The sequence below is a fragment of the Paenibacillus hebaui genome (assembly GCF_051934385.1).
Lineage (GTDB): Bacteria > Bacillota > Bacilli > Paenibacillales > Paenibacillaceae > Paenibacillus.
Window position 1 is genome coordinate 4,708,773 of the sequence record NZ_CP196836.1, and the last position, 22,458, is coordinate 4,731,230.

Here is a 22,458-nt window from a genome sequence, read left to right on the forward strand (position 1 = left end):
CTCCTTCTCACAGCGCCGAGGCGCTTTTCTTTTCATTCACTCGTACTTTGCTCGCATCGATATCCCATTTCTCTGTCAGCAGCGTGATAATCTGTACTGCGCGTTCTGAGCGGGAGGGCGTCTGTCCATGCTGAGGGCTTGCATCTGTCTGATCACCTGAGACAGCTTGAGAGCCAAGTTGAGATTCAGCTTGCTGATCATTTTGTGATTCTTCAAGATTTTCGGTACCCGCGCTACTGTTATGATTAATGCTGCTATCCACCTTAATCTGTACATCAGGCACTTCGACCTGACCGATCTGGATGGGTTGCTGTACTGGATCAATCTCAGTCGTTCCGGTTTGCTGATCTGGGCCGAACACCGGTTTCGCATTTGTCCCCGCTTCCTGTTGCCCTGCGTTCCCCTTACTCACCTTTGCCTCTCCGGCCATTTCCACCTGAACATATTGGATCACAGGCAGTTCAACCGAGGAGGCCAACTCGCTCTCCTGCTTGGCAGTATTCATGGCGAGCTTTACCTCCACAGACTGAACTCGCTCCCCGGTTGTTTCTTCAATCTGCCCTTTCATCACGTTAGCCAGTTCTTTGGCTGTCCACTGCAAAGATTGTTCCTGTTCGTTGGATTGAAGCTGCTTGCCCTGAGCCAAAATCTGTTCCAGCGTAGCATTGGCATCCGAAGGTGAATCCATGGTTGTCATCGCCCGCTTCAGCTCTCCAACCGGATCACTTCGCAGCAGCTTGGTAATGGGTGATAACAGGGTCAGCAGGATAAGAAGGCTCAGCACAAGCTTGACATAGCGTTCCATGGATCGGTTTGGCAACAGCATATCCACAAACGTTGCCAACAGAACGATCATGATCAATTCCCGGAGCCAGCTGCTCAGCCACCCCATCCTTCCACCCCTTTCTCATGAACTTCCCTCTCATCGCATCATGACCGTCAGATTGCCTGCAGTTAGCAGGATCGTGATGGCCAGAAAAAACATCAGTCCAACAGCTGCCAGTGCTGCGAATACGTAAATCATGCTTTTGCCAATCGCTTGCAAACATCCTACAATCGGCGTTTCACCCAAAGGCTGCATGATCGCGCCAGTAATGTTGTATATCAGGGCAAGCGTCAGAATTTTAAGCGCTGGAAATGCGCATAAAAACAAGATGATGATGACACCGGTTAGCCCGATTGCATTTTTGACGAGAAGTGAGGCTGTGATAACGGTATCCGTCGCATCCGCAAACGTCCTGCCGACAATGGGGACAAAGTTACCTGCGATATACTTCGCCGCTTTCAGACTAACACCATCTGCCACAGAGCCCGATGCTCCCTGCACCGAGATCACACCCAGAAACATCGTTAGCAGAATACCAAGCAGAGCCACACTGATATTTCGTAACAGGTCTGCCAGCTGTGTCAGCTTGTACTTGTCGGACAAGGAACTGACGAGATGTAACACTGCCGAGAAAAAGAGTAATGGAAACACCAGCATATGGATCAACGTACCTACCAGATGAATCATGAAAATGATGAGCGGATGGGTAACCGAAACGGTAATCACATTCCCCATTGAAGCCAGCAGTGTAAATAAGAGGGGCACCATGGCCATCATAAAATTGATCATACCGGCAATGGCATCCTTGGCGTATCCAATCGCCACACTGAAACTGTTGATGGCAATGATGATGATGACCATGTAACAGATGGAGTAGGCGATTTTGCTAATATTGTTCTTCTCAAAAGCGGTCTGCAGCGTCTCCAAAATCATGCTTAGCACACTCAGCATCACAATCGTGACTAGAAGTTTGCCGTTATATAAAATTTCATGCAGCATGAAGGTTCCGATGGCTGTAAACACGGACTTTAGACTGAACCCTTCATTGCCGGGAAGTAACATATCCATAAAGGAAGGCGTTTTTCCTTCCGGGAAAAAACCACCGTATTGTTGCATGAGTTGATCCCAATATTTCTCCACCTGATCCTTGGGGAGCTGGTCTGCCTGCTGCTGCATCCACTCGCCCGAAGGAGAGACGGCGGCGACCTGTCCGATGATCCCAAACAGAAAACACAGCGTCAGCACGAAGGTAAGGCGCCACTGCGGCTTGTAAGGCAAGATTTTCATACGAAGTCCGCACGCCTCCTTCTATACCGGCATCAGCTTCATGACGGTTTCGATAATAATGCTGATAATCGGTATAGCGAGTACAAGGATCAGCACCTTGCCAGCAAGCTCAATCTTGGAAGCGATGCTCTCCTGGCCTGCATCCCTAACAATCTGTGCACCGAATTCGGCAATGTACGCAATACCAATAATTTTCAGCACGGTTTTGAGATAGATGCTCTCCATGCCTGAATTCTCAGCAAGTCGTTTTAACACTTCGATGACTGCGCCAATTTTGCCAATCAGCAGCATAAAGATCACGATACCGGTAGCGGCAGCAATCAGAAAAGCAAACATCGGCTTCTGTTCCTTGATGACAAGAATGAGTACCGTTGCAATGAGCGCCAAACCTACAACTTGGATAATTTCCACAGGTCACCACCAACCCGGCTTCATGACCGTTTTCATTGAAAAAGAAATATCGATTTGATCTCTTGAAGCAGGCTGTCCAGCATACGGACCACCATGAACAATACAACGACAAATCCGATTACGGTCACCCAGTGAGCCATATCTTCCTTTCCCATTTGTTTCAGCACCGTGTGAATCATGGCAATAATGATTCCGATGCCCGCAATTTGAAAGATTGCGTTCACTTCTAAATTCATGACCTTGGCACCTCACTATCCCGGCAATTTCAGAAGATCAGAATGACGATTAACGCTCCGACAAGCATCCCGAGACTTCGGCTCATTCGTTCATATTTCATTTGATCGGCCTGGGCGCGGGATTCCTCATGCATTAGTTGTTGAATGGCTAGCGAGATGTGTTTGGTCTGATCCTGACGGTCGCTGGTGCCAAGGCTGAAGCTTAATTGCAGCATGACTTCCCGCTCGTCCGTCTTCATGGCTGATCTTCCCCACGCTTCTTCAATACCAGACTGGAGACTCTCACGGGCAGTATGTCCATGAGGAGGCTCCATCTGTTTGGCAGCGTGAAGGAATAGCGTCCGAACAGGTTCTTTTGTCTGGGCTCCCATTTTCCCCATTGCATCAGGTAATGGAGTCAGCCCATAGTTGATTTCAGTCATCAGGCGCTGAAGAGCAGCAATTAATTCTCGCAGTTGTCTGGGCCGCAGGGCATATTGCCTTGCTTTATAAAATCCGGCGAGGGTACTGGCCAGCAGAATGATGACGGCACCGAGCATGTTAACCAAATGCCTCGCCTCCCGCTTCTGTCTGCTGTAGAGCACGCATTTTACCATCGGCCAATCGAAAGCTCATGCCCCGGCTCGTCCGCTGCAGCTGAACATAGCGTTGAAACATCTGCTCGACAATAAGGCTTCTCAGCGCTGGTCTGGAAGAGAGCTCAGCCAGATCACGTCCGTGGGCAGTTGCAATGACAGATACACCTGCATGCAAGGCTTCCATCACTGCCTCTGCATCCTCAGGACGACCGATCTCGTCCACAATCAGGACATCGGGAGACATGGAACGAAGCATCATCATCATGCCTTCAGCCTTCGGACAACCGTCCATCACATCCGTTCGTGGACCCACATCAAATCCAGGTACACCCTTGTAACTTCCGGCGATTTCAGACCGTTCATCAACGATGCCAACCTTTAGACGTGGACGTATGCCCTGAACAAGCTCATTTCCCCCTGTAAGTTTGGTTCCACTGCTGATCTGTCTCGCCAGATCCCGCAGCAATGTGGTCTTGCCTTGCTGTGGGGGCGAAAGAATCAAGGTGTGCATGACCTGTCCAGTCTTCATGTCCAGCAGATAAGGCAGAATCCGATCAGCAACTCCGTGAACCTCCCGGGCAACCCTGACATTGAATCCATTGATATCGCGCAAATATTCTACACGCCCACCGCTGAGGACCGTCCGACCAGCCAGTCCGATTCGATGTCCGCCAGGAATGGTTATGAACCCTTTGCGCAGCTCCTCCTCTAATGTATAAAGCGAATGATTACTGATCAGATCCAGCAGCCTGTGTGTTACCTCTTTTAAGGGAATATAGGCTTCATCAGGCTTCGCCGTCGGACTGCCCTGAGCTGTAAGGAAGTGATAGGTGTCTCCTGCATTGATTTCCAGTGGCCTTCCTTCACGGATACGTACTTCCTCCACTTTTTCGAATAAAGCGGGCGGCATTCTTCCCAGAATGGTTCGAATCGGTTCCGGAAAGAGATCCTTCCAGTTCACCATCATGAATAGGCCCCTCCAACTTTAGATTCGGTTTTATCGCGTTTCTGGTGCTTGTTCATATCTCAAGTTTATGTGTGTACATTGATTTTATGACGCTGAAATCTATCATTTTCTTCAGAATAGGGATGAGAGTTAAAAATCATAGATCAGTAACTTATTCTCATTCTAGGCACCCGTCTAGTTCCAAGTGCATATAGTGCTTGCAGACAGGTGTTATCCATTTCGGATAAAGAAAGACAGAACCACCTATCCCCAAATGCAGAAAGGAGTTGTGGGGAGTGCGAGTCGACGTGGTAGGCAATGTAAATGAAGTTCGAAGAATGGATATTGCGGGACGAAGTGTGGTTGTGATCGATGTGTTGCGAACGACCAGTACGATTGTTACGGCACTTGCGAATGATGCGGCGAATGTGATTGCTGTAGAGACTGTTCCTCAAGCGAAACAATTCAATGTGAAGGATGCCATTCGTGGCGGGGAACGTTTTGACAAAAAAATTACAGGATTCGAGGCGGGCAATTCCCCCTATGAATATATGACTCCGAGTATTGCGGGCAAAACAATCATTCTGACTACGACAGATGGTACACGGGCTCTAATCAAAGCCTCCCAGGCGAGACATGTGCTTGCAGGCTCATTTCTCAATGTGCAGGCTGTGGCAGCTGTTCTGTGCGAGCTTCGCAGGGACGTCTTATTATTATGTGCTGGGAATCAGGATGAGTTTGCTCTGGAGGATGGTTTGTGTGCAGGCTGCATTATTGAGGAACTGTATCGACAATCCCCTTTTCCCATCCGACTGAACGATCTGGGCTTGGTGCTCCATCAGGCTGCATCTCATTGTGGGGATAGATTGCCAGATCTGATCAGAGTCTCCGCTGGCGGCCGAAGGCTCGAAAAGCTGGGCAGGATACACGATGTAACCTATTGCACCCAATTGAACTTGCTGGACTGTGTTCCGGAAATGGGTGAGGGCAATCGAATACAGCCTTTCAGGAGAACACGCAGGGAGAGAATGATTAATTTACTGTAATAAAACAAAAAAAGGTGTGCTGCTCTCCCATTAGCGGGGTTACAGCACACCTTTGGTATGTTTAGATATATAACATAACTAGCAGATATTATCTGCGAACTTGCGGTCCGCCAACAACGGCTTGCACTTCGGTATCAAGGTCATACGCCGTATGCAGCGCCTTGATCACGTCATGAAGCTTCTCTCCGTCAATGACGCAGGATACCTTGATCTCGGACGTGCTGACCATCTTGATGCTCACACCTTCACCAGAGATGACTTTAAACATCTTGGCGGCTACGCCTGGATGGCTGACCATTCCCGCACCAACGATGGAGACTTTAACCAGATTATCTTCGGAAGTAACTTCACGGTAAGGCAAACGGCTGTGGATGCCTTCAATGACACGCAGTGCGTTCTCACGGTCAGACAGCGCAACAGAGAACGAGAAGTCCGCCTTGCCGTCCATCACACCACTCTGCACGATAATGTCTACATCCAGCTGTTCCGATGCGAGAGCACCAAATACTTCAGCGAGAACCCCCGGTACATCCGGCACACCTAGAATACTGATGCGAGCCACATTTTTATCATAGGCAATACCACTGACTACCACACCCTGTTCCATTGTTGCTTCCTCCTTCACAACCGTTCCTTCATTATGGTTAAAGCTGGATCTTACAATCAAAGGCACACCGGAATGCTTTGCGTACTCAACTGCACGCGGATGCAGTACCGCTGCTCCCAAGTTAGCCAGTTCCAGCATTTCGTCGTACGAAATTTCCTTGAGCTTACGCGCAACTTTGACGATCCGCGGATCGGTGGAATAGATCCCGTCCACATCCGTGTAAATCTCGCAAGCGTCTGCCTTGATTGCTGCTGCCAAGGCTACTGCTGTTGTATCAGAGCCTCCACGGCCAAATGTCGTGATCTCGCCTTCTTCCGTCATTCCCTGGAAGCCTGCAACGATGACGATGTTACCTTCTGCCAACGCCTGATTCACCCGTTCCGGGTGGATATTGTTGATGCGTGCTTTCCCATGCACAGGTTCTGTGCGGAAGCCCGCCTGCCAGCCTGTAAATGATACCGCCTTGCGTCCCAGCGCCTGAATCGCCATCGATAACAAGGATATGGAGATCTGTTCTCCCGTAGTTAAAAGCATATCCATCTCACGCGCAGGCAGTTCGCTGTTCAGCTGTTTCGCCTGATCAATCAGATCATCTGTCGTATCCCCCATGGCCGAAACCACAACTACACACTGATGTCCTTCATCCGCTTTTTCTACAACACGTCCGGCTACACGCTTCATGCGCTCTGTATCTCCGACCGAGCTGCCCCCAAATTTCATGACGTACAATGACAAAGCAAATCCACTCCCTACCTTGTGCAGTATGCATAATTGATGTCCATCGCCATTATTCTCTCCGAAAAATGACTTTAACTCAGTATATTACGAAAGCGTCTGATAGGCTAATCTTTTTTCGAAAAAACCCTCTGCCATAGGAATGGCAAAGGGTTAAAGTAACGCTTTATTTGGCTTACACCTTGTGAAAGTTACGCGCGGGAAGAGTATTTACCTTCACGCGTATCGATCAGCAGAACATCACCTTCGTTAATGAACAAAGGAACTTGTACATTCAAGCCTGTTTCCACTTTTGCGTTTTTGGTAGCACCTTGTGCAGTATTCCCTTTTACGCTTGGCTCTGTTTCAATAACTTTCAATTCTACGCTTGTAGGCAAATCGATTCCGAGGATTTCACCTTGGTAACTGATGATCTTTACGTTCATGTTTTCTTTCAGGAAGTTCAATTCCCATTCCAGTTGATCACTAGTCAGTGTGAATTGATCATAAGTTTCGTTATCCATGAACGTGTGCTCTGTACCACTTGCATACAGATAGGATACGCCACGGTTCTCGATGATGGCACGACCAATGGTTTCGCCTGCACGGAATGTTTTTTCAACGGTGTTACCGTTGCGCAGGTTTTTCAGTTTGGAGCGTACAAAGGCAGCACCTTTACCTGGTTTAACATGTTGGAAATCGAGTACGGTATAGATGTCGTTGTCCACTTGTACGGTCAAGCCTGTTTTAAAATCGTTTACGGAAATCACAAAAAATCCCTCCTGATATGGTTGAAAAGTAGGTGATATAAGGGCGATGGGTTAATGTTATATGTAAAATGAGTCCAAGAAAGGCCACCTCGGTCACTTCGATTGCAGTACCATCCTCCGATCGCTGTTATCCCCAGATTTTTTGATCCCATTATTAATGGGAAAATCCGGTGATAAAGGCGAACGCTTCGCTTCTTCAGATTGGTTCTGCACTCTCCGTTATGGTGAATTTTCATATTTTCAATTTAAATAACACATTAAAAATCGTCTTATATCCCTGGTGGCTGTAAATTAGCCGATTACAGTGAACTTCTTGTCTGACTTCGTTAAAATGTGAATACCTGTCTCGGTGATCACTACGTCATCCTCGATACGCACGCCGCCAAGACCATCAACATATATACCCGGTTCAACGGTAACCACCATACCCGGTTTCAATACATCGTCGCTAAGCTTGGACAAACGCGGAGCTTCATGGACTTCCATGCCCAGGCCGTGGCCTGTGCTGTGTCCGAATTGTTCTCCGTATCCGTGGCCTGCAATGATATCACGTGCCAGTGCATCTGCTTCCCGCCCGTTCATGCCCGGTTTCAGGTTCGCCAGCGTATGTAACTGGGCTTCCAGTACGATGTCGTAAATTTTACGCAATTCTGGTACAGGTGTGCCCGTTGCAATCGTGCGTGTCAGATCTGAACAGTATCCGTCCAAAAGCGCACCGAAGTCAAATGTAATTAACTCATTTTGTCCGATGACTTTGCTGCTCGCCACGCCGTGTGGCATTGCGGAACGCTCACCCGATGCAACGATTGTATCAAACGAAGAGGAAGTCGCTCCATGTTTGCGCATGAAAAACTCCATCTCCAAATCCACTTCACCCTCCGTCATACCTGGTTTCGCAAATTGCAAAACATGGCTGAATGTAGCGTCTGCCAGATCAGCAGCTCTTTGCATCACAGCAATTTCATCCTCGTCTTTGAATATGCGAAGTTGTTCCACAATACCGGAAACAGCTTTCAATTCAATAGACTGAAGTGCTTCAGCATAAGCAGTGTGTGTGCCATAAGTGACATGATCCTGCTCAAAGCCAACCTGCTTAATATTCGCCGATGCAAGCAGTTCGCGTACCGATTCCAATGGTTTCGGTCCATGTTCCACAACGGTAAACCCTTTGGCTTGTTGCGGAGCCTGTGTCATGTAACGGAAATCCGTAAGCAAGTAAGCTTCCTGTTCTGTAATCAGCACATATCCCGCTGAACCTGTAAACCCCGTCATATAACGACGGTTAATCGGATTTGTAATCAGCATAGCCGTGAGTTCATGTTCACGCATGGCCTCACGCAACTTATTTACTCGTTTGTTTTCCATCGGTAACCCTTCTTTCTCTCACATTCCCGGGTCCCCGGCTCAGGATTGTTTGTCCAGATGACGCACGAGAGCCAGCAGCCCCAATTCATAGCTTACTTCGCCAAATCCGGCAATCTGCCCGATCGTTTCAGCAGCAATTACGGAGTGATGTCTGAACGCTTCGCGTGCATGAATGTTCGATAGATGTACTTCTACTGTAGGGACTTTTACGGCATTGATGGCATCACGCACAGCATAACTGTAATGGGTCAGTGCTCCGGCGTTCAGCATGATTCCGTCTGCATCGCCCATGGCTGCATGAATACGATCAATGATGTCCCCTTCGTGATTGGATTGATAAAAAGCGATGGAGACGCCTAGCTCCTCAGCCTGTCTGCGAATTTTGTCCTCAATATCCTTCAGACTGAGCGTTCCATAGATGCCTGGCTCACGTACTCCGAGCATGTTCAGGTTCGGTCCATTGATCACAACAATCCGTTTCATCGCTGCTCCACCCCTTCTGCAAATAACCATCTGCTATTTTAACACAGCCGTTACCGGATTGAGAAGCTTTTTTGCGGCTATGCTCCTGCTTTTTCCGGCTCCCGTTTACGTTCATCTGTGTACTCCATGGCTACGGTGTACCCTATAAACAGCCCCCACAGCAAAAAGAAACAAAATTCCGTGATGATCGAATCCCAGGTTAAGGCGTTTAAGGGTTTCACCATATCCAGTTTGGGCCCCACAACAACAAAGATAATAATCCACCAAACGATCCCGTAACCCATGCCTGGAATCGGGCCTTTCCATTTTCTGAAAGCGAATGTATAGATCAGGGACGCGAGTACCGAGAATAAAATAAAAAACAACCAGCCGGTCAGATGTCCTGCTGCTGTATAGATAAAGTCGTGTTTGAAAAAGGGTTCGGCCAAGAATCCAAGCGGCACAATGGTGAAATGAAGCAGATAGAACAGCCAGTGCAAGCCGCCCCAGATAAAACCTGCAAAAAAACCAAGCTCCACTGCAAAAGAAAATGGATTGGTGAAGTAATGTGCCTGATTCTGCCGCTGGGTAGGACGCCTGCCCCGGTCCTTTTGGACTCGTTCATCAGCACGTTTATTTTCCATATGTGATGTGCGTTCATCCGTATGCTCTGTCATTGATATTCTCCTTCACTTTCAGTTCGTATAACTGCGGTTTGATTCAAATGATCGTCCTTACTCTACCGGGTAGTATGTTCAAATTAGGACAAACTTAACAACATCCACCCTAGTTTGACTCGCAAACTAGAAATTGTTCTCATAATTCGATACAATAGGGTTATTAAACTGCCTTCTATCTTGAAGGCTTAGAAGAGAATAGGAAGGTGAATAATTTGCCTCAACAATCCAAGCCTGTTAGCTACGGGGGGCAAGCTGTCATTGAAGGCGTAATGTTTGGCGGTAAACATGTCAACGTTACTGCTGTACGTAGAAAAGACGGCGAAATTACGTATCTGGAAGTTCCCAAGCAAGACAAGTCCTGGGTCATGAAATTGCGGCGGATTCCACTCCTGCGCGGAATTGTCAGCATTATAGATTCGAGTGTCAAAGGAAGCAAACATCTTAATTTTTCTGCTGACGCTTATGCTGATGATGAACTCGAGCCAGAAGAAAAAGCGAAACAAAAAGAAAAAGATGGCTCAGGCTGGAGCCTCAGCATGATCATTGGTGTAACTGCAGTAGCTATCCTTTCATTCCTCTTCGGTAAAGTTGTGCTGACGTTGTTGCCGGTTGTTATTGAGAATTTTCTGTTCAAGAATGCATTCGACAATCAGTTTTTGCATAATTTACTGGAAGGCGGAATTAAGCTGATTTTGTTGTTGGCCTATCTGTGGCTGATCTCTCAGACTCCGATGATCAAACGTCTGTTCCAATACCACGGGGCAGAACATAAAGTCATCAGTGCTCACGAAGCCGGTGAAGAACTCACACCAGACAATGTGCAGAAGTATAGCCGTCTGCATTACCGGTGCGGAAGCAGTTTTATTATGTTGACAGTCATTATCGGCGTATTTTTGTACTCCCTCTTCACATACGATAACCTGTGGGAACGCATGGGGCAGCGTCTGCTGCTGTTGCCAGTTGTGCTAGGGATTTCCTTTGAACTGTTGAAGTTGACCAACTCAGTACGTGATATTCCAGTTCTGCGTTATCTGGGATACCCGGGACTGTGGCTGCAATTGCTTACAACCAAAGAACCAACCAATGAACAGGTAGAAGTATCCATTGCTTCGTTTAACCGTATGCGTGAATTGGATGCCAAGCTCGCCAATGTCTCTGCCACGTCAGAAGTACATGTAGCAACACTTGATCCTGTGAAAGGGTGAATGATATGAAGAAGCAGGCAATTATATTTTGGACGCTCATTGCACTCGCTGCTGTTGGAATTTTAACTAGTCTGTGGAGTAAGGGTATATCTCAATTCGTGATACCCCTGATCGTGTTCGGAGTTGTGTTCCTGCTCTATAAGTATCCTCCCCGGCGTTGGGCACCCAAAACATCGACACCGAGGATCAAGCCATCGGCGCGAACCATGGCCAAAGTTAATGCACAGTCCGGTGTTAAAAAAAATAGTCCTTCTTCCAAAAAACGCAAGGATTATCCTTTCCAAGTCATTCAAGGGCAAAAAGGTAAAAGTGAAGAAGACGTTCCCAAGTATCATTAATATTGGCTGAACATACAGAAAAGCAATTCTCCCCACTTGCGGAGAATTGCTTTTTTTTAGTTTCATAGTGGAGTCAGAGGCGGTGTCTCCACTTGTTTCTTTCTTAGCTCTCGTCGCTGTTCGTCCAGCTGTTCACCATAAATCTTGGTATTCCACTTACTGAAAAATTCAGTGCCGGCGGTGGCCCCGGATTGATACAAAGCTGTACTGTCCTGTATAGATAGATGAAATTCCGTAGGTTTAATACCAAGGGTGGGAATCTTCACGGTACGGAACCGATTAACCTGTTCGATATACCGTTCATCATGGGCGGTAAGCATGGTTTCAACCAGTGCCTGAAGCATACTGAGCGGCCCCTTGACTCTCGACGGCTCACCTTCCGTTTTGCCAACCATTTTGAAACCGACCACAGGGATGATGTCTCCTCCATGTTCTGTACGCTCCCCATCGAACAGCCAGAGTGGAAAGTTACTCAATAGCGCACCATCAACGACATAGACAAACTGGTCTGCAAAATGCAAACCTCTGGATAGAAATGGGGACTTCCGAATGGCTACCGGATCGAAAAAATAGGGGATACTGCAGCTCATGCGTACCGCCTTGGCCACCTCCAGCTTCGCTGGGTCAATACCAAAGCGTTTGATGTCGTCAGGCAGCACCAGAATGGTGCCATTGGAAATGTCTGATGCAAGAATGCGTAACTTGCCTGGAGGCAGATCGGCAAATGTCCGAACTCCCTTTTTTTTCAGCATATCGCCAATCCACGCTTCCAGCGCTTCACCAGAATATAGCCCTTTCTTCAAAAACAATCGTGAAGCCGGTCCAATCCACTTGGTATCAAATATGGGAGAACGCCGCAGCAACGAAGCAAACGGCGTATTCTCAATAATCTCTCTCATCTCCTCAGCCCGATATCCCGCCGCGAGCAATGAAGCTACGATGGAGCCGGATGATGTTCCCGCAACCCGATTGAACTCGACTCCGTGATCCTCAGCGCTTTTCACAGCACCAGCAAGCGAAATTCCCTTTACGCCGCCACCCTCAAATACTCCATTGACCAACACAATAAAACCCCCGTTCTCCAGGCAGTCCATGCTACTACTGCAACTGTATGAGAACAGGGGTTGGTCTTATTACGTTAAAATGTTTTAGAGTCCATAATAGGTTTTTAATTTGGCGATCAAGCCCAGCGGATTCTTCATCAGATACTGTGAACTGAAGAAAATATCCCCTTTTACCGTTTTGTATTTCTCATTATAGATCAGCTGATCTATAATCTCCTGTGATGTATGCCAGCCGATTTCCGGTGTGCCTAACTTATAAGGTGAGTGACCAATATACAACTTCACATCCGTATTGGCCACCTCATTGGCCCACCAGTCTACTACCTTGTCATAACGTGCTGCACTCAGCGTCATACTCCAGTAGACTTGTGGTGCAACATAGTCGATCCATTCTTGCTTGACCCACGTACGCACATCCGCATTCATGCTGTCATAAGCGGTAACACCCGCTTTGGTATCGGAACCTGTCATATCAACCGATTTGTTACGCCATACTCCAAATGGACTAATTCCATATTGAACGTCGGCTTTCACTCTGTGAATGCTCTCACCGAGCTGCTTGACGAATTGATTGATGTTATCGCGGCGCCATTCAGCACGGTCTTTGGTGTTCAATGTGTTATAGGTTTTGAAGGCCGTATCATCATTGAATGTCACATTGGATGGATAGAAGTAATCATCCAGATGCACGCCATCAACATTATACTGATTAACCACTTCCATAATGGTATCGATAATATGCTGTCTGGCTTCCGGGACACCCGGATTAATGTACATTTTGCCGGATGCGTTAACAATCCAGTCCGGGTGAAGCTTGGATACATGATTGGCTGCCAGTCCAGATGTACTAGCAGAGTTGGTTGCCCGGAACGGGTTGAACCAGGCATGGAACTCCAGACCACGTTTGTGCGCTTCCTCAACCATGAACGCTAACGGGTCATAGCCGGGATCTTTTCCCTGTGTTCCTGTAAGCACGCTATTCCAGGGTACCAGTCCGGACGGATAGATCGCATCCCCATTGGCCCGTACTTGAACGAATACGGCGTTGATCCCCATATCCTGCAACGTATCGAGCTGTTTCGTATACTCCTGTTTTTGCTTCTCCACATTTCCTTTGGCACCGGAGGAAGGCCAGTCTCCATTCACTGTGGAAATCCAGGCTCCCCGCATCTCATCCGTACTCGGCGTTGTTCCCGTTCCTCCGGGCTCTGCCGGTGTTACCGGGTTGGGTGCAGGTGTATTCCCTGTGGTTAGATCAATGGTCTGTGCTGATTGATTCCAGTTCACCTGAATTCCAAGGTTCTCGCTGACGAATCGAATCGGGACCATAACCCGACCTTGCTTCAATTCTACGGATGCATCAAGATCGACTACAGTGTTATCCACAGTAGCCTGCTGGCGTCCACTCGTCATCGTAATCACTGAATCGGATTTTTGGATCGTAACGGTGCGCGTAGCTTGAGACCAAAGCACGGAAGCACCCAGCCCTTCGCTAATAACACGCAAGGGGACCATTGTGACATTTACTTTCGGTAAAATATAAGGTGATACATCCGATTCCAAACGTTGACCATCCAGATTAATGACAATTTCCTTTTGTCCAGCTGCCTGCGCCGTCAGTCCTGCTGTTTGTAAACCCAGAACAAAAATAAGCAGCAGGATCAATCCATTACGAAGCTTCATCAGTGCAATCCTCCAAAATAATTATAAATTTGCGGGAAATTCTGCTAGTTTAATAGACGCTCCTAACGTTTGTTTAGTTGCGAATAATCGCCAAATTATGGTGAGAAAAATAAAAAGATGCCCCTATGCCATATTAACGGCAAGGAGCATCCTCTGAATTTGAATTGCTATAGATTGCATATTCCTTCATTTAAGTCCGTTTACGAAGCTTAAGATTCGGGATTGCTCATTAATTCCTGAATATTTTTAAGATCACGCATACGACTCTCGTCCTGGCGGAAATATTCAACCAGAGACTCGATACAGGTAATGGAATCCCAACTCAGATGGTGTTCAATTCCTTCCACGTCCTGATAAATATTTTCTTCCTGAACGCCAATTGTCGTCAAAAATTGTTCGAGTAGATGATGGCGTTCCATCAAACGTTTGCCCATTTTTTTGCCTTTTGGCGTAAGCACCAGCCCGCGGTATTTTTCGTAAATCAGGTACTCGTCTTTGTCCAGCTTTTGGATCATCTTCGTAACCGATGAAGGATGTACTTCCAAACCTTCAGCTATATCAGACACACGAGCATAGCCCTTTTCATCAATTAATTTGTATATACGCTCCAAATAATCTTCCATACTGGGCGTTGGCATCTGCTTCCCTCTCTTCTCTCTGACCGGCAATCTTCTCGCCCGATCCCTATCTTATAATGATACATGTTATCAATACGCATTGGCAAGTCCTGTACAATCCGAGAGCCATCTGCTGCCCTCTATTCTCACCTCTAGACGTTGCATTTGTCTGTCACCACTACGCAAGTATTGGCATGAGTGACTTATCCCCAAGTAAGGCAAACTAAGCAAGGTTCGTATTGAAAGGAGTGAATTCCATGAGTACGAGTGTAGCGAATCCCCCGGCTCGTAAAGCAAAAGGCACTAAACCCTTTATTCCCGATTTGGTGTATTTTGAACCCGGTGCCCTAGAATATGATAAAGGCAAACGAATCATGGAGTGGGTGACATCCAAGGATATTCCGTATCAGATGACAACCTCTCATAACCGGATCACCAATCTTCCTGGTGAGACTGAACAGGAAAAATACCGGATGTCCAAACGTACCCTGGTTGTCGGCGTGCGCAAAACGCTCAAGTTTGATCAATCCAAACCTTCAGCCGAATATGCCATTCCCATCTCCACGGGCTGTATGGGTCACTGCCATTATTGTTATCTACAGACTACGCTCGGTGCAAAACCTTATGTCCGCGTGTATGTAAACACTGAAGAAATCATTCAGGCTGCCAAAGGGTACATCGAAGAACGTGCACCTGAAATTACTCGTTTCGAAGCAGCCTGTACATCCGATCCCGTAGGACTGGAGCATATTACGGAAAATTTGGGTGACCTGATTCGTTTTATGGCCGATGAGGAATATGGCCGACTGCGCTTTGTGACCAAATATCATCACGTTGATCCGTTATTAAACATCAAACACAACGGTCACACCCGTATTCGATTCAGCGTCAACTCGGATTATGTCATCAAAAATTTTGAGCCAGCTACCTCACGGTTTGAAGAGCGTATTGAAGCCGCAGGCAAAATAGCCCATGCCGGTTATCCGCTCGGCTTCATCATCGCCCCCATTATGTGGTACGACGGATGGCAAGATGGATATCGTGAGCTTCTGCAAAAGCTGGCAGATACACTTCCTGAGGAAGCAACTAAGGATCTTACTTTCGAGATGATTCAGCACCGTTTCACCAAAACGGCAAAAGCTACCATCGAGAAGCGATATCCTAAGAGCAAGCTGGAAATGGATATAGAGAAACGAAAGATGAAATGGGGCCGGTGGGGCCAGTACAAATATGTGTATAAGGATGACCAGCAAGATGCCTTGCGCGAGTTCATTACCGAACAGATTTTCGAACATTTCCCTCTAGCCAATATTGATTACTTCACCTAAAATCTCATAACTTAACTCTTACCATTCCGATTAAAAAAGCAGGTTACATGAGCCAGAAATGATTCTGGAGTTCATGTAGCCTGCTTTGTTCTTATTTCGACTATCCATTGAAAATGCTCGTCGCCACACTAGATGATCATCCAGTCTGGAGTAATCTGCTGCAACCAGATCGTAATTTTCGTCATCTGATCCGTGAACAACAATACACCAAGGAACAACATTAATGCTCCCCCCGCTTTCATCATCACATTAGAGTAACGCAAGATCCAGCGCGTGGAGCCGATGAAAAAGGCAAGAATGAAGAAAGGTAATGCAAACCCCACTGTATAACCGCTAATCAGCGCCAACCAGGTGGTAGGCTCACTCGCTGCCAGGGCAATGATTGTTGCAAGAATAGGCCCAATACAAGGTGACCAGCCTGCTGAAAAACCAATACCAAATATAAACGATCCTAGGTAACCTGCAGGTTTCCATTTCATATCCATCTTACGTTCTTTCATCAGAAACTGTGGCTTGAACAAGCCGAGCAAGAATAAACCCATTAACATAATCAAGATCGCAGATAACTGCCGAATAAGTTCACGATTATCATTGAAAAATTGGCCAAACAATCCGGCCCCAAGCCCCAGCGAATAAAATACAGCCGAGAAGCCCAGAATAAACGCCAGTGTATGCGTCATGGTCTTGAAGCGGACTTCACGCTGATTGCGGTCATCTTTCAATTGTTGCACCGTCATTCCCGTAATATAGGAAAGGTAAGACGGATACAGTGGAAGACAGCATGGTGATATAAATGATACCAAGCCTGCTACAAAAGCCATCCATACATTAACATCAGGCATGAAGCGCAATCCCCTTTCTCGGGCTCACTTGCTTGCTCGTACAGACGTCAGGCTCGGAACCCTTTTTTTCCAATCATCGTCAGAATCAGCATCATGATCAGCAACAGTACAATCGTAGCTCCCGGTGCAAGGTTCCAGATCCCCGCTACAACCAGTCCAATGACCACTGCAATTTCCCCAATGACTACGGACAATATAATAGCCGATTTGAAGCTGCGTGCCATCAAGAGGCTCACAGCTACAGGAATGGTCAACAGTGCGGACACAAGAAGTGCTCCCACGATTTTGATCGCCGTACTAATGACCAGCGCTGTCATCACGGTAATCAGCATATTCAGCAGTTTGACAGGCAAGCCGGTGACGGCTGCAGCATCTTCCTCAAAGCTGAGCAGGAAAAATTCCTTATGTAACAAAGCTACAACGATGATCACGATCAGTGTAACCACACCAACCAGCTTCAAATCTGTCGAGTCTAACGTATAAATGCTGCCGAACAAGTAACTCATGACATCTGTATTATATCCTTTGCCCAGCGTAAAGAACAATGAAGCCAGTGCAACTCCACCGGACATAATGATCGCGATCGATAATTCGGCGTAACTTTTGTACGCCTTGCGCAGCTTCTCTATTGCAAATGACGCCAGCACGGCAAAGATAAGCCCCACCGCAATCGGGTACACTTCAATCAGAAATCCGAGTGCAACCCCGGCAATGGTCACATGAGACAGAGTATCCCCAATCATGGACAACCGACGCAACACCAGGAACAATCCGATCAATGGTGCGGTTATGCCGATCAGTAATCCCCCTGCCAGTGCCCGCTGAAAAAAATCACTCATTAAAATTTCCAAAACACACACGACTCCTTCGGCCTTGCTCTAATCTAGTTGGCCCGCTAACTTCTAGCGTACCTGGGTGGTAGTATGCTGCAAGTTGGTCTCGGCACAATCTTCCACCTCATGAGAATGACGGACATGGAAATGAATTTTGCCGTTCGTCAATGCCGCTTTGGAACCCAGATAACTTTCCATTCGATCCATATCATGCGATACCATCAGGAATGTCATCCGGTGGTGTTCATGCATATGGGTAATCAGTTCAAAAAAACTGGCCTGTGATTCCGCATCGATTCCTACCGTAGGTTCATCCAGAATTAGCAGATCAGGGTGATTAATAAGCGCCCGTGCCAGAAATACACGCTGCTGCTGTCCACCGGACAGCTGTCCGATCCGTTTGTTGGCCAGATCCTCAATTCGCATGACCTGCAACGCATCCGTACACTGTTGCTGACATTTGCGGGACATTCGGCGGAACATGTTCTTGTTGTTGTATAAACCGGACATGACCACTTCCCGTACTGTCGCAGGGAATAAGGGGTTAAACGCATTTTTTTGCGGTACATAACCGATTCGATCCCAGTCCTTGAACCTTCGGATCGACTGTCCGAATAGCTTGATATCTCCCTGAGCTGGAGGTAAAAGTCCGACGAGCATACGCAGCAATGTCGTTTTTCCCGCCCCGTTTGAACCGATAATACCGACAAAATCCCGTTCCTGGACCATAAAATCAAGATTTTCGATCACTCGCTGGTCACCGTAGGAAAATGATAGTTTCTCGATCTCTATAATTGGATCATGACATAGTGGCATGATTTGCTGCATGGCAAAGCCGCCCTTCATTATATATAAGGATTGCAAGACACTTAAGACCTGAATCCTTCAGTCTATCTTATTTTAAAGCGATCAGCAGATTTTGCAAATTTTTCTCCATCAGGGTGAAATAATCATCTCCATTTGCTGCCTGCTCTTTGGTCAATCCTTCAACAGGATTGAGGACCATGGTCTCAACACCTGCTTCGCTCGCCAGTGTTTTCGCCAGTTTATCCGACACCAGCTCTTCGAAGAAAATGTATTTTATGCCCTCATCCTTCACCAACTTGGCCAAATTCACAATATCCTGACCTGTCGGTTCGGCATCTGGAGAAAGTCCCATAATCGCATGCTGAGTCAATCCATAGTCACGTGCAAGATATCCAAAAGCTTGGTGTGACACCACAATTTCCTTGTTGGGTACTTTGGACAGTTCGTCCGTAAAATGCTGATTCAGCGTTTCAAGCTTGGAACGAAGCTCGTCATAACGTTGTTCATAACCTGCTTTATGTTCAGGATCTGCCTCGACCAGACTGTTTTTGATATTCTCTGCCATAATCATGGCCGATTTCGGACTTACCCACGTATGCGGGTCGATATGATGATTAGCAACATCTTCTCCATTGGCCGCCTCGTCCGCATGCTCATCTGCATGTTCGTCTTCATGCTCCTCACCATGACCGTGCCCATCATCACCTTCAGCGGTCAACAGCGTAACGCCTTCACTGACAGCAACAGATTTCACCTGAGTATCACTGTTCAATGACTTCAGGAAATTCGGTACCCATCCCTCAAGACCTGCACCATTGTATAGAAACAGCTGGGCTTTGGATGTATTCACAATATCCTGACTCTTAGGCGTCCAGTCATGAGGTTCAACACCCGTTGGCAACAAATTAATGACATTGGCATCTTCGCCACCTATTGCAGTGGTAAATGCATAGACAGGATAGAAGCTTGTAATCACATTCACTTTGCCATCCACCAACTTGGCACTATCCGAATTATTCTGACCACATGCCGATAATACGAGCAAACTAAGTATAAGCAGACCGCTCCACAATAGTTTCATGTGTCTTCTTTTACCTACCTGTTGCGTCCGATTTACCTTGTCTTGATATCTTTCATTATAAAATTTCATTATGATTCACTCCGCATCTCTTAATCGTAAACATTACTGATAGAATTATAGGTAACCTGCCCGCTCTTGTCAAGCAGCCTGTTCCTATTCATTCTCTCCCGGAGTACGGAGTTCTAACAGTCTATGCTTGTTTTCTTATTTAACTGCTATATGTGTAGTCAATTAAATAAAAAGTGACCCGAATATATCGGGCCACCCTGTAGTATCACAACAGTTGTTACACTGTCCTATTTAACTTGTGCGCCATTAGGCATATTGTCCGGTACCGTTGCCAGGGTAAGCTGATCGCCATGGGATGCCGCCAGGATCATGCCCTGGGACAGTTCACCGCGCAATTTCACAGGCTTGAGATTGGTTACACAGATGACTTTACGTCCAACCATCTCTTCCGGAGAATAAAACTTCGCGATTCCCGATACAACCTGACGTTGCTCATAACCCAGATCAAGCTGCAGCTTCAGCAATTTGTCCGCTTTTTTGACAGGTTCGCAGGCAATTACTTGAGCGACACGCAGTTCAACTTTGGCAAAATCGTCAATGCCGATTTCTTCTGTACCTTCAGGTGCAGTCACGGGTTCAATAGCTGCCAAAGCTCCAGCACCGGCTTGAGTTGTCTCAGGCTGTGCCTCTGCTTTTTTACCTCCAGTCATCGCCTCCGAAATAAATGCGACTTCCTGTTCGGAGTCCAAACGCGGGAAGATCGGATCACCTTTCTGCAACGCGTTTCCAGTCGGAATGACGCCCCATTGCTTCGCTGATTCCCAAGCCGTCAGTTCGCCTTCCTGAATGCCAAGCTGTTCCCAGATTTTGCGCGGAGCGCGTGTCAGGAACGGCTGCAACAGGATGGAAGCAATTCGCAAGCTCTCAATCAGGTGAGACATTACCGATGCCAGTTCGTCCCGCTTCGCTTCATCACGCGCCAGTGCCCAAGGCTGCGTCTCGTCAATGTATTTGTTGCTGCGGCTGACGAACTGACTGATTGCCGTCAATGCTACGGAAAATTGCAGGTTTTCCATCGCCTGCTCCACTTTATCCACAGCGGCATGACCCGCTTCTTCAAGCAATACATCAAATTCAGTTACACCCGATGCAAATGCAGGCGCCTTGCCTTCGAAATATTTGTCTACCATTGCAACCGTACGGTTCAACAGGTTTCCAAGGTCATTCGCGAGGTCGGAGTTCACACGCTCTACAAAACTCTCCGGTGTGAAAGTACCATCAGAACCAAACGGCACTTCACGCAGCAGGTAGTAACGCAGCGCATCCAGACCATAACGATCAATCAGGGTTACCGGATCAACAACATTGCCTTTCGATTTGGACATTTTACCGTCCTTCATCAGCAGCCAGCCGTGTGCGAATACTTTTTTCGGCAAAGGAAGGTCCAGCGCCATCAACATGATCGGCCAGTATATCGTATGGAAACGAACAATTTCTTTCCCTACCAGATGAACATCTGCAGGCCAGAATTTATCATACAGGGATGCATCGGATGAACCATAACCCAGAGCTGTAATATAGTTGGACAACGCGTCGATCCAGACGTATACCACATGCTTCGGATCACCTTTGACTTTAACGCCCCATTCGAATGTTGTCCGGGATACAGCCAGATCTTCCAGACCCGGTTTAATGAAGTTGTTGATCATTTCGTTTTTGCGGGATTCCGGCTGAATAAAGCCTGGATTCTCTTCATAGTATTTCAGCAAACGATCCGCATATTTGCTCATCCGGAAGAAGTAAGATTCTTCTTTTACCAGTTCAACGGGATGTCCGCTATCCGGGCTTTTGGCCGAGATAATCTCACCCTTGTCATTCTTCTCCACATCCACCAGTTGAGTTTCCGTGTAATACGTCTCATCCGGGATACTGTACCAGCCTTCGTACTCACCCTTGTAGATATCCCCTTGTTTCAGCAAACGGTCGAAGATGTCCTGAACCACCGTTTTGTGGCGCTCCTCCGTGGTACGAATGAAGTCGTCATTGGAAATGTCCAGCTTGTTCCACAGTTCCTTAATGCCGACAACGATGTCGTCTACAAAAGCCTGGGGGGGCTGTCCCTTCTCCTGTGCCTTGCGCTCAATCTTCTGTCCATGTTCATCGGTTCCTGTCAAATAACGAACAGCGTAGCCGCGCAGACGTTTGTAACGAACCATTGCGTCGCCCGCTACAGTCGTGTACGCGTGCCCAATGTGCAGTTTGTCACTCGGATAATAAATTGGTGTTGTCAGATAAAATGTTTTTTGGTCAGTCATAAATGACTTCTCCTCCTTCATATGGTCCTGCTTATAGACGTTGCTTTCCCTAAAAAAACACAAAAAACTCCCGTCCCTATATGGGACGAGAGTTGCTCTCACGTGTTACCACCCAAATTCCCCGTGCTTTTTGCAAACCACAGGCTCTGCCGGTCCTTCGACCGCCCATTAACGCTGGATCACGCCTCAGTCTTACGACAACCGTCCTAATCAACGACTGCACACTCGAAAGAGGTTCCTCCGGGACCATATTCCATCCTCCTCCCAGACCGGTTCTCAGCTCATCCGGCTCTCTGCACTGGGGGTGTGTCTGTACTTATCCCTTCACTGGAAATCATATAGAGGTTGTTCAAAAAGTTCACTTTTGATTACGAATCACGCCTGGCGGCATCCTCAGCTTCGAAGTTG

Annotated in this window: 23 protein-coding genes; 4 read left to right on the forward strand and 19 right to left on the reverse strand. The window is 47.3% G+C overall.

Annotation, left to right across the window (positions count from 1 at the left end):
* Positions 1-7: 7 nt before the first annotated feature.
* Genes spoIIIAF through spoIIIAA form a run of 6 tightly spaced genes read right to left on the reverse strand, consistent with a single transcriptional unit; the run spans position 8 to position 4,305 of the window.
* Positions 8-892: a stage III sporulation protein AF gene (gene spoIIIAF / locus ACR32F_RS21370; RefSeq protein WP_440110545.1), complete on the reverse strand. Its 885-nt coding sequence runs from the start codon at positions 890-892 to the stop codon at positions 8-10.
* A 30-nt stretch (positions 893-922) separates the two neighbouring features.
* On the reverse strand, positions 923-2,113 hold the full coding sequence (gene spoIIIAE / locus ACR32F_RS21375) for a stage III sporulation protein AE (RefSeq protein ID WP_440110547.1): 1,191 nt from the start codon (positions 2,111-2,113) through the stop codon (positions 923-925).
* Between the two features lie 21 nt (positions 2,114-2,134).
* Positions 2,135-2,524 (reverse strand): stage III sporulation protein AD, encoded by a 390-nt coding sequence (gene spoIIIAD, locus ACR32F_RS21380; protein WP_017687586.1) that lies wholly within the window; start codon positions 2,522-2,524, stop codon positions 2,135-2,137.
* Positions 2,525-2,556: 32 nt separating this feature from the next.
* Positions 2,557-2,760, reverse strand: coding sequence for a stage III sporulation protein AC (gene spoIIIAC / locus ACR32F_RS21385; RefSeq protein ID WP_017687585.1), 204 nt, complete (start codon positions 2,758-2,760; stop codon positions 2,557-2,559).
* A gap of 29 nt (positions 2,761-2,789) precedes the next feature.
* Positions 2,790-3,308 carry a stage III sporulation protein SpoIIIAB gene (spoIIIAB, locus tag ACR32F_RS21390; RefSeq protein ID WP_440110550.1) on the reverse strand — a complete coding sequence of 173 codons (519 nt, stop codon included), beginning with the start codon at positions 3,306-3,308 and terminating at the stop codon, positions 2,790-2,792.
* Positions 3,301-4,305 (reverse strand): stage III sporulation protein AA, encoded by a 1,005-nt coding sequence (spoIIIAA, locus tag ACR32F_RS21395; RefSeq protein WP_440110552.1) that lies wholly within the window; start codon positions 4,303-4,305, stop codon positions 3,301-3,303. The genes spoIIIAB and spoIIIAA overlap by 8 nt, the downstream gene beginning before the upstream one ends.
* Before the next feature lie 275 nt (positions 4,306-4,580).
* On the opposite strand from spoIIIAA, the gene ACR32F_RS21400 reads away from it, so the two are divergent.
* Positions 4,581-5,330 carry a 2-phosphosulfolactate phosphatase gene (locus ACR32F_RS21400; protein WP_440110554.1) on the forward strand — a complete coding sequence of 250 codons (750 nt, stop codon included), beginning with the start codon at positions 4,581-4,583 and terminating at the stop codon, positions 5,328-5,330.
* Between the two features lie 88 nt (positions 5,331-5,418).
* Here the strand turns inward: ACR32F_RS21400 and ACR32F_RS21405 are convergent, their stop codons facing one another.
* From ACR32F_RS21405 to ACR32F_RS21425, 5 genes are all read right to left on the reverse strand, one after another.
* Positions 5,419-6,672, reverse strand: coding sequence for an aspartate kinase (locus ACR32F_RS21405; protein ID WP_440110556.1), 1,254 nt, complete (start codon positions 6,670-6,672; stop codon positions 5,419-5,421).
* Positions 6,673-6,863: 191 nt separating this feature from the next.
* Positions 6,864-7,421 (reverse strand): elongation factor P, encoded by a 558-nt coding sequence (gene efp / locus ACR32F_RS21410; RefSeq protein ID WP_215075897.1) that lies wholly within the window; start codon positions 7,419-7,421, stop codon positions 6,864-6,866.
* 291 nt (positions 7,422-7,712) lie between these two features.
* A complete protein-coding gene (locus ACR32F_RS21415) occupies positions 7,713-8,786 on the reverse strand; it encodes a M24 family metallopeptidase (protein ID WP_440110558.1) in 1,074 nt (357 codons plus the stop codon).
* A 39-nt stretch (positions 8,787-8,825) separates the two neighbouring features.
* Entirely contained in the window at positions 8,826-9,269 is a 444-nt protein-coding gene (aroQ, locus tag ACR32F_RS21420; protein ID WP_440110560.1) for a type II 3-dehydroquinate dehydratase, read from the reverse strand.
* A gap of 77 nt (positions 9,270-9,346) precedes the next feature.
* Positions 9,347-9,925 (reverse strand): YqhR family membrane protein, encoded by a 579-nt coding sequence (locus ACR32F_RS21425; protein ID WP_440110562.1) that lies wholly within the window; start codon positions 9,923-9,925, stop codon positions 9,347-9,349.
* Between the two features lie 215 nt (positions 9,926-10,140).
* Between ACR32F_RS21425 and ACR32F_RS21430 the strand changes: the two genes are divergently transcribed.
* Both ACR32F_RS21430 and ACR32F_RS21435 read left to right on the forward strand, forming a co-directional pair.
* On the forward strand, positions 10,141-11,133 hold the full coding sequence (locus tag ACR32F_RS21430; protein WP_440119970.1) for a DUF1385 domain-containing protein: 993 nt from the start codon (positions 10,141-10,143) through the stop codon (positions 11,131-11,133).
* A 5-nt stretch (positions 11,134-11,138) separates the two neighbouring features.
* The gene (locus ACR32F_RS21435; protein WP_440110564.1) at positions 11,139-11,471 is read left to right on the forward strand and encodes a hypothetical protein; all 333 of its coding nucleotides are present in this window, start codon (positions 11,139-11,141) and stop codon (positions 11,469-11,471) included.
* Positions 11,472-11,533: 62 nt separating this feature from the next.
* On the opposite strand, the gene ACR32F_RS21440 is transcribed toward ACR32F_RS21435, so the two are convergent.
* From ACR32F_RS21440 to mntR, 3 genes are all read right to left on the reverse strand, one after another.
* Complete coding sequence (locus tag ACR32F_RS21440) at positions 11,534-12,535, reverse strand: patatin-like phospholipase family protein (RefSeq protein WP_440110566.1); 1,002 nt, start codon at positions 12,533-12,535, stop codon at positions 11,534-11,536.
* An 84-nt stretch (positions 12,536-12,619) separates the two neighbouring features.
* Positions 12,620-14,218: a family 10 glycosylhydrolase gene (locus ACR32F_RS21445; protein WP_440110568.1), complete on the reverse strand. Its 1,599-nt coding sequence runs from the start codon at positions 14,216-14,218 to the stop codon at positions 12,620-12,622.
* Positions 14,219-14,427: 209 nt separating this feature from the next.
* Positions 14,428-14,856 carry a transcriptional regulator MntR gene (mntR, locus tag ACR32F_RS21450; protein ID WP_440110570.1) on the reverse strand — a complete coding sequence of 143 codons (429 nt, stop codon included), beginning with the start codon at positions 14,854-14,856 and terminating at the stop codon, positions 14,428-14,430.
* A 236-nt stretch (positions 14,857-15,092) separates the two neighbouring features.
* On the opposite strand from mntR, the gene splB reads away from it, so the two are divergent.
* Positions 15,093-16,163 (forward strand): spore photoproduct lyase, encoded by a 1,071-nt coding sequence (gene splB / locus ACR32F_RS21455; RefSeq protein WP_440110572.1) that lies wholly within the window; start codon positions 15,093-15,095, stop codon positions 16,161-16,163.
* A gap of 128 nt (positions 16,164-16,291) precedes the next feature.
* Here the strand turns inward: splB and ACR32F_RS21460 are convergent, their stop codons facing one another.
* From ACR32F_RS21460 to metG, 5 genes are all read right to left on the reverse strand, one after another.
* A complete protein-coding gene (locus ACR32F_RS21460; protein ID WP_440110574.1) occupies positions 16,292-17,005 on the reverse strand; it encodes a cytochrome c biogenesis CcdA family protein in 714 nt (237 codons plus the stop codon).
* Positions 17,006-17,052: 47 nt separating this feature from the next.
* Entirely contained in the window at positions 17,053-17,856 is an 804-nt protein-coding gene (locus ACR32F_RS21465; protein ID WP_405153176.1) for a metal ABC transporter permease, read from the reverse strand.
* A 51-nt stretch (positions 17,857-17,907) separates the two neighbouring features.
* Entirely contained in the window at positions 17,908-18,666 is a 759-nt protein-coding gene (locus tag ACR32F_RS21470; protein WP_440110577.1) for a metal ABC transporter ATP-binding protein, read from the reverse strand.
* 67 nt (positions 18,667-18,733) lie between these two features.
* Positions 18,734-19,726 carry a metal ABC transporter solute-binding protein, Zn/Mn family gene (locus ACR32F_RS21475; RefSeq protein WP_440119971.1) on the reverse strand — a complete coding sequence of 331 codons (993 nt, stop codon included), beginning with the start codon at positions 19,724-19,726 and terminating at the stop codon, positions 18,734-18,736.
* Between the two features lie 296 nt (positions 19,727-20,022).
* Positions 20,023-22,050, reverse strand: coding sequence for a methionine--tRNA ligase (gene metG / locus ACR32F_RS21480; RefSeq protein WP_440110578.1), 2,028 nt, complete (start codon positions 22,048-22,050; stop codon positions 20,023-20,025).
* Positions 22,051-22,458 lie beyond the last annotated feature (408 nt).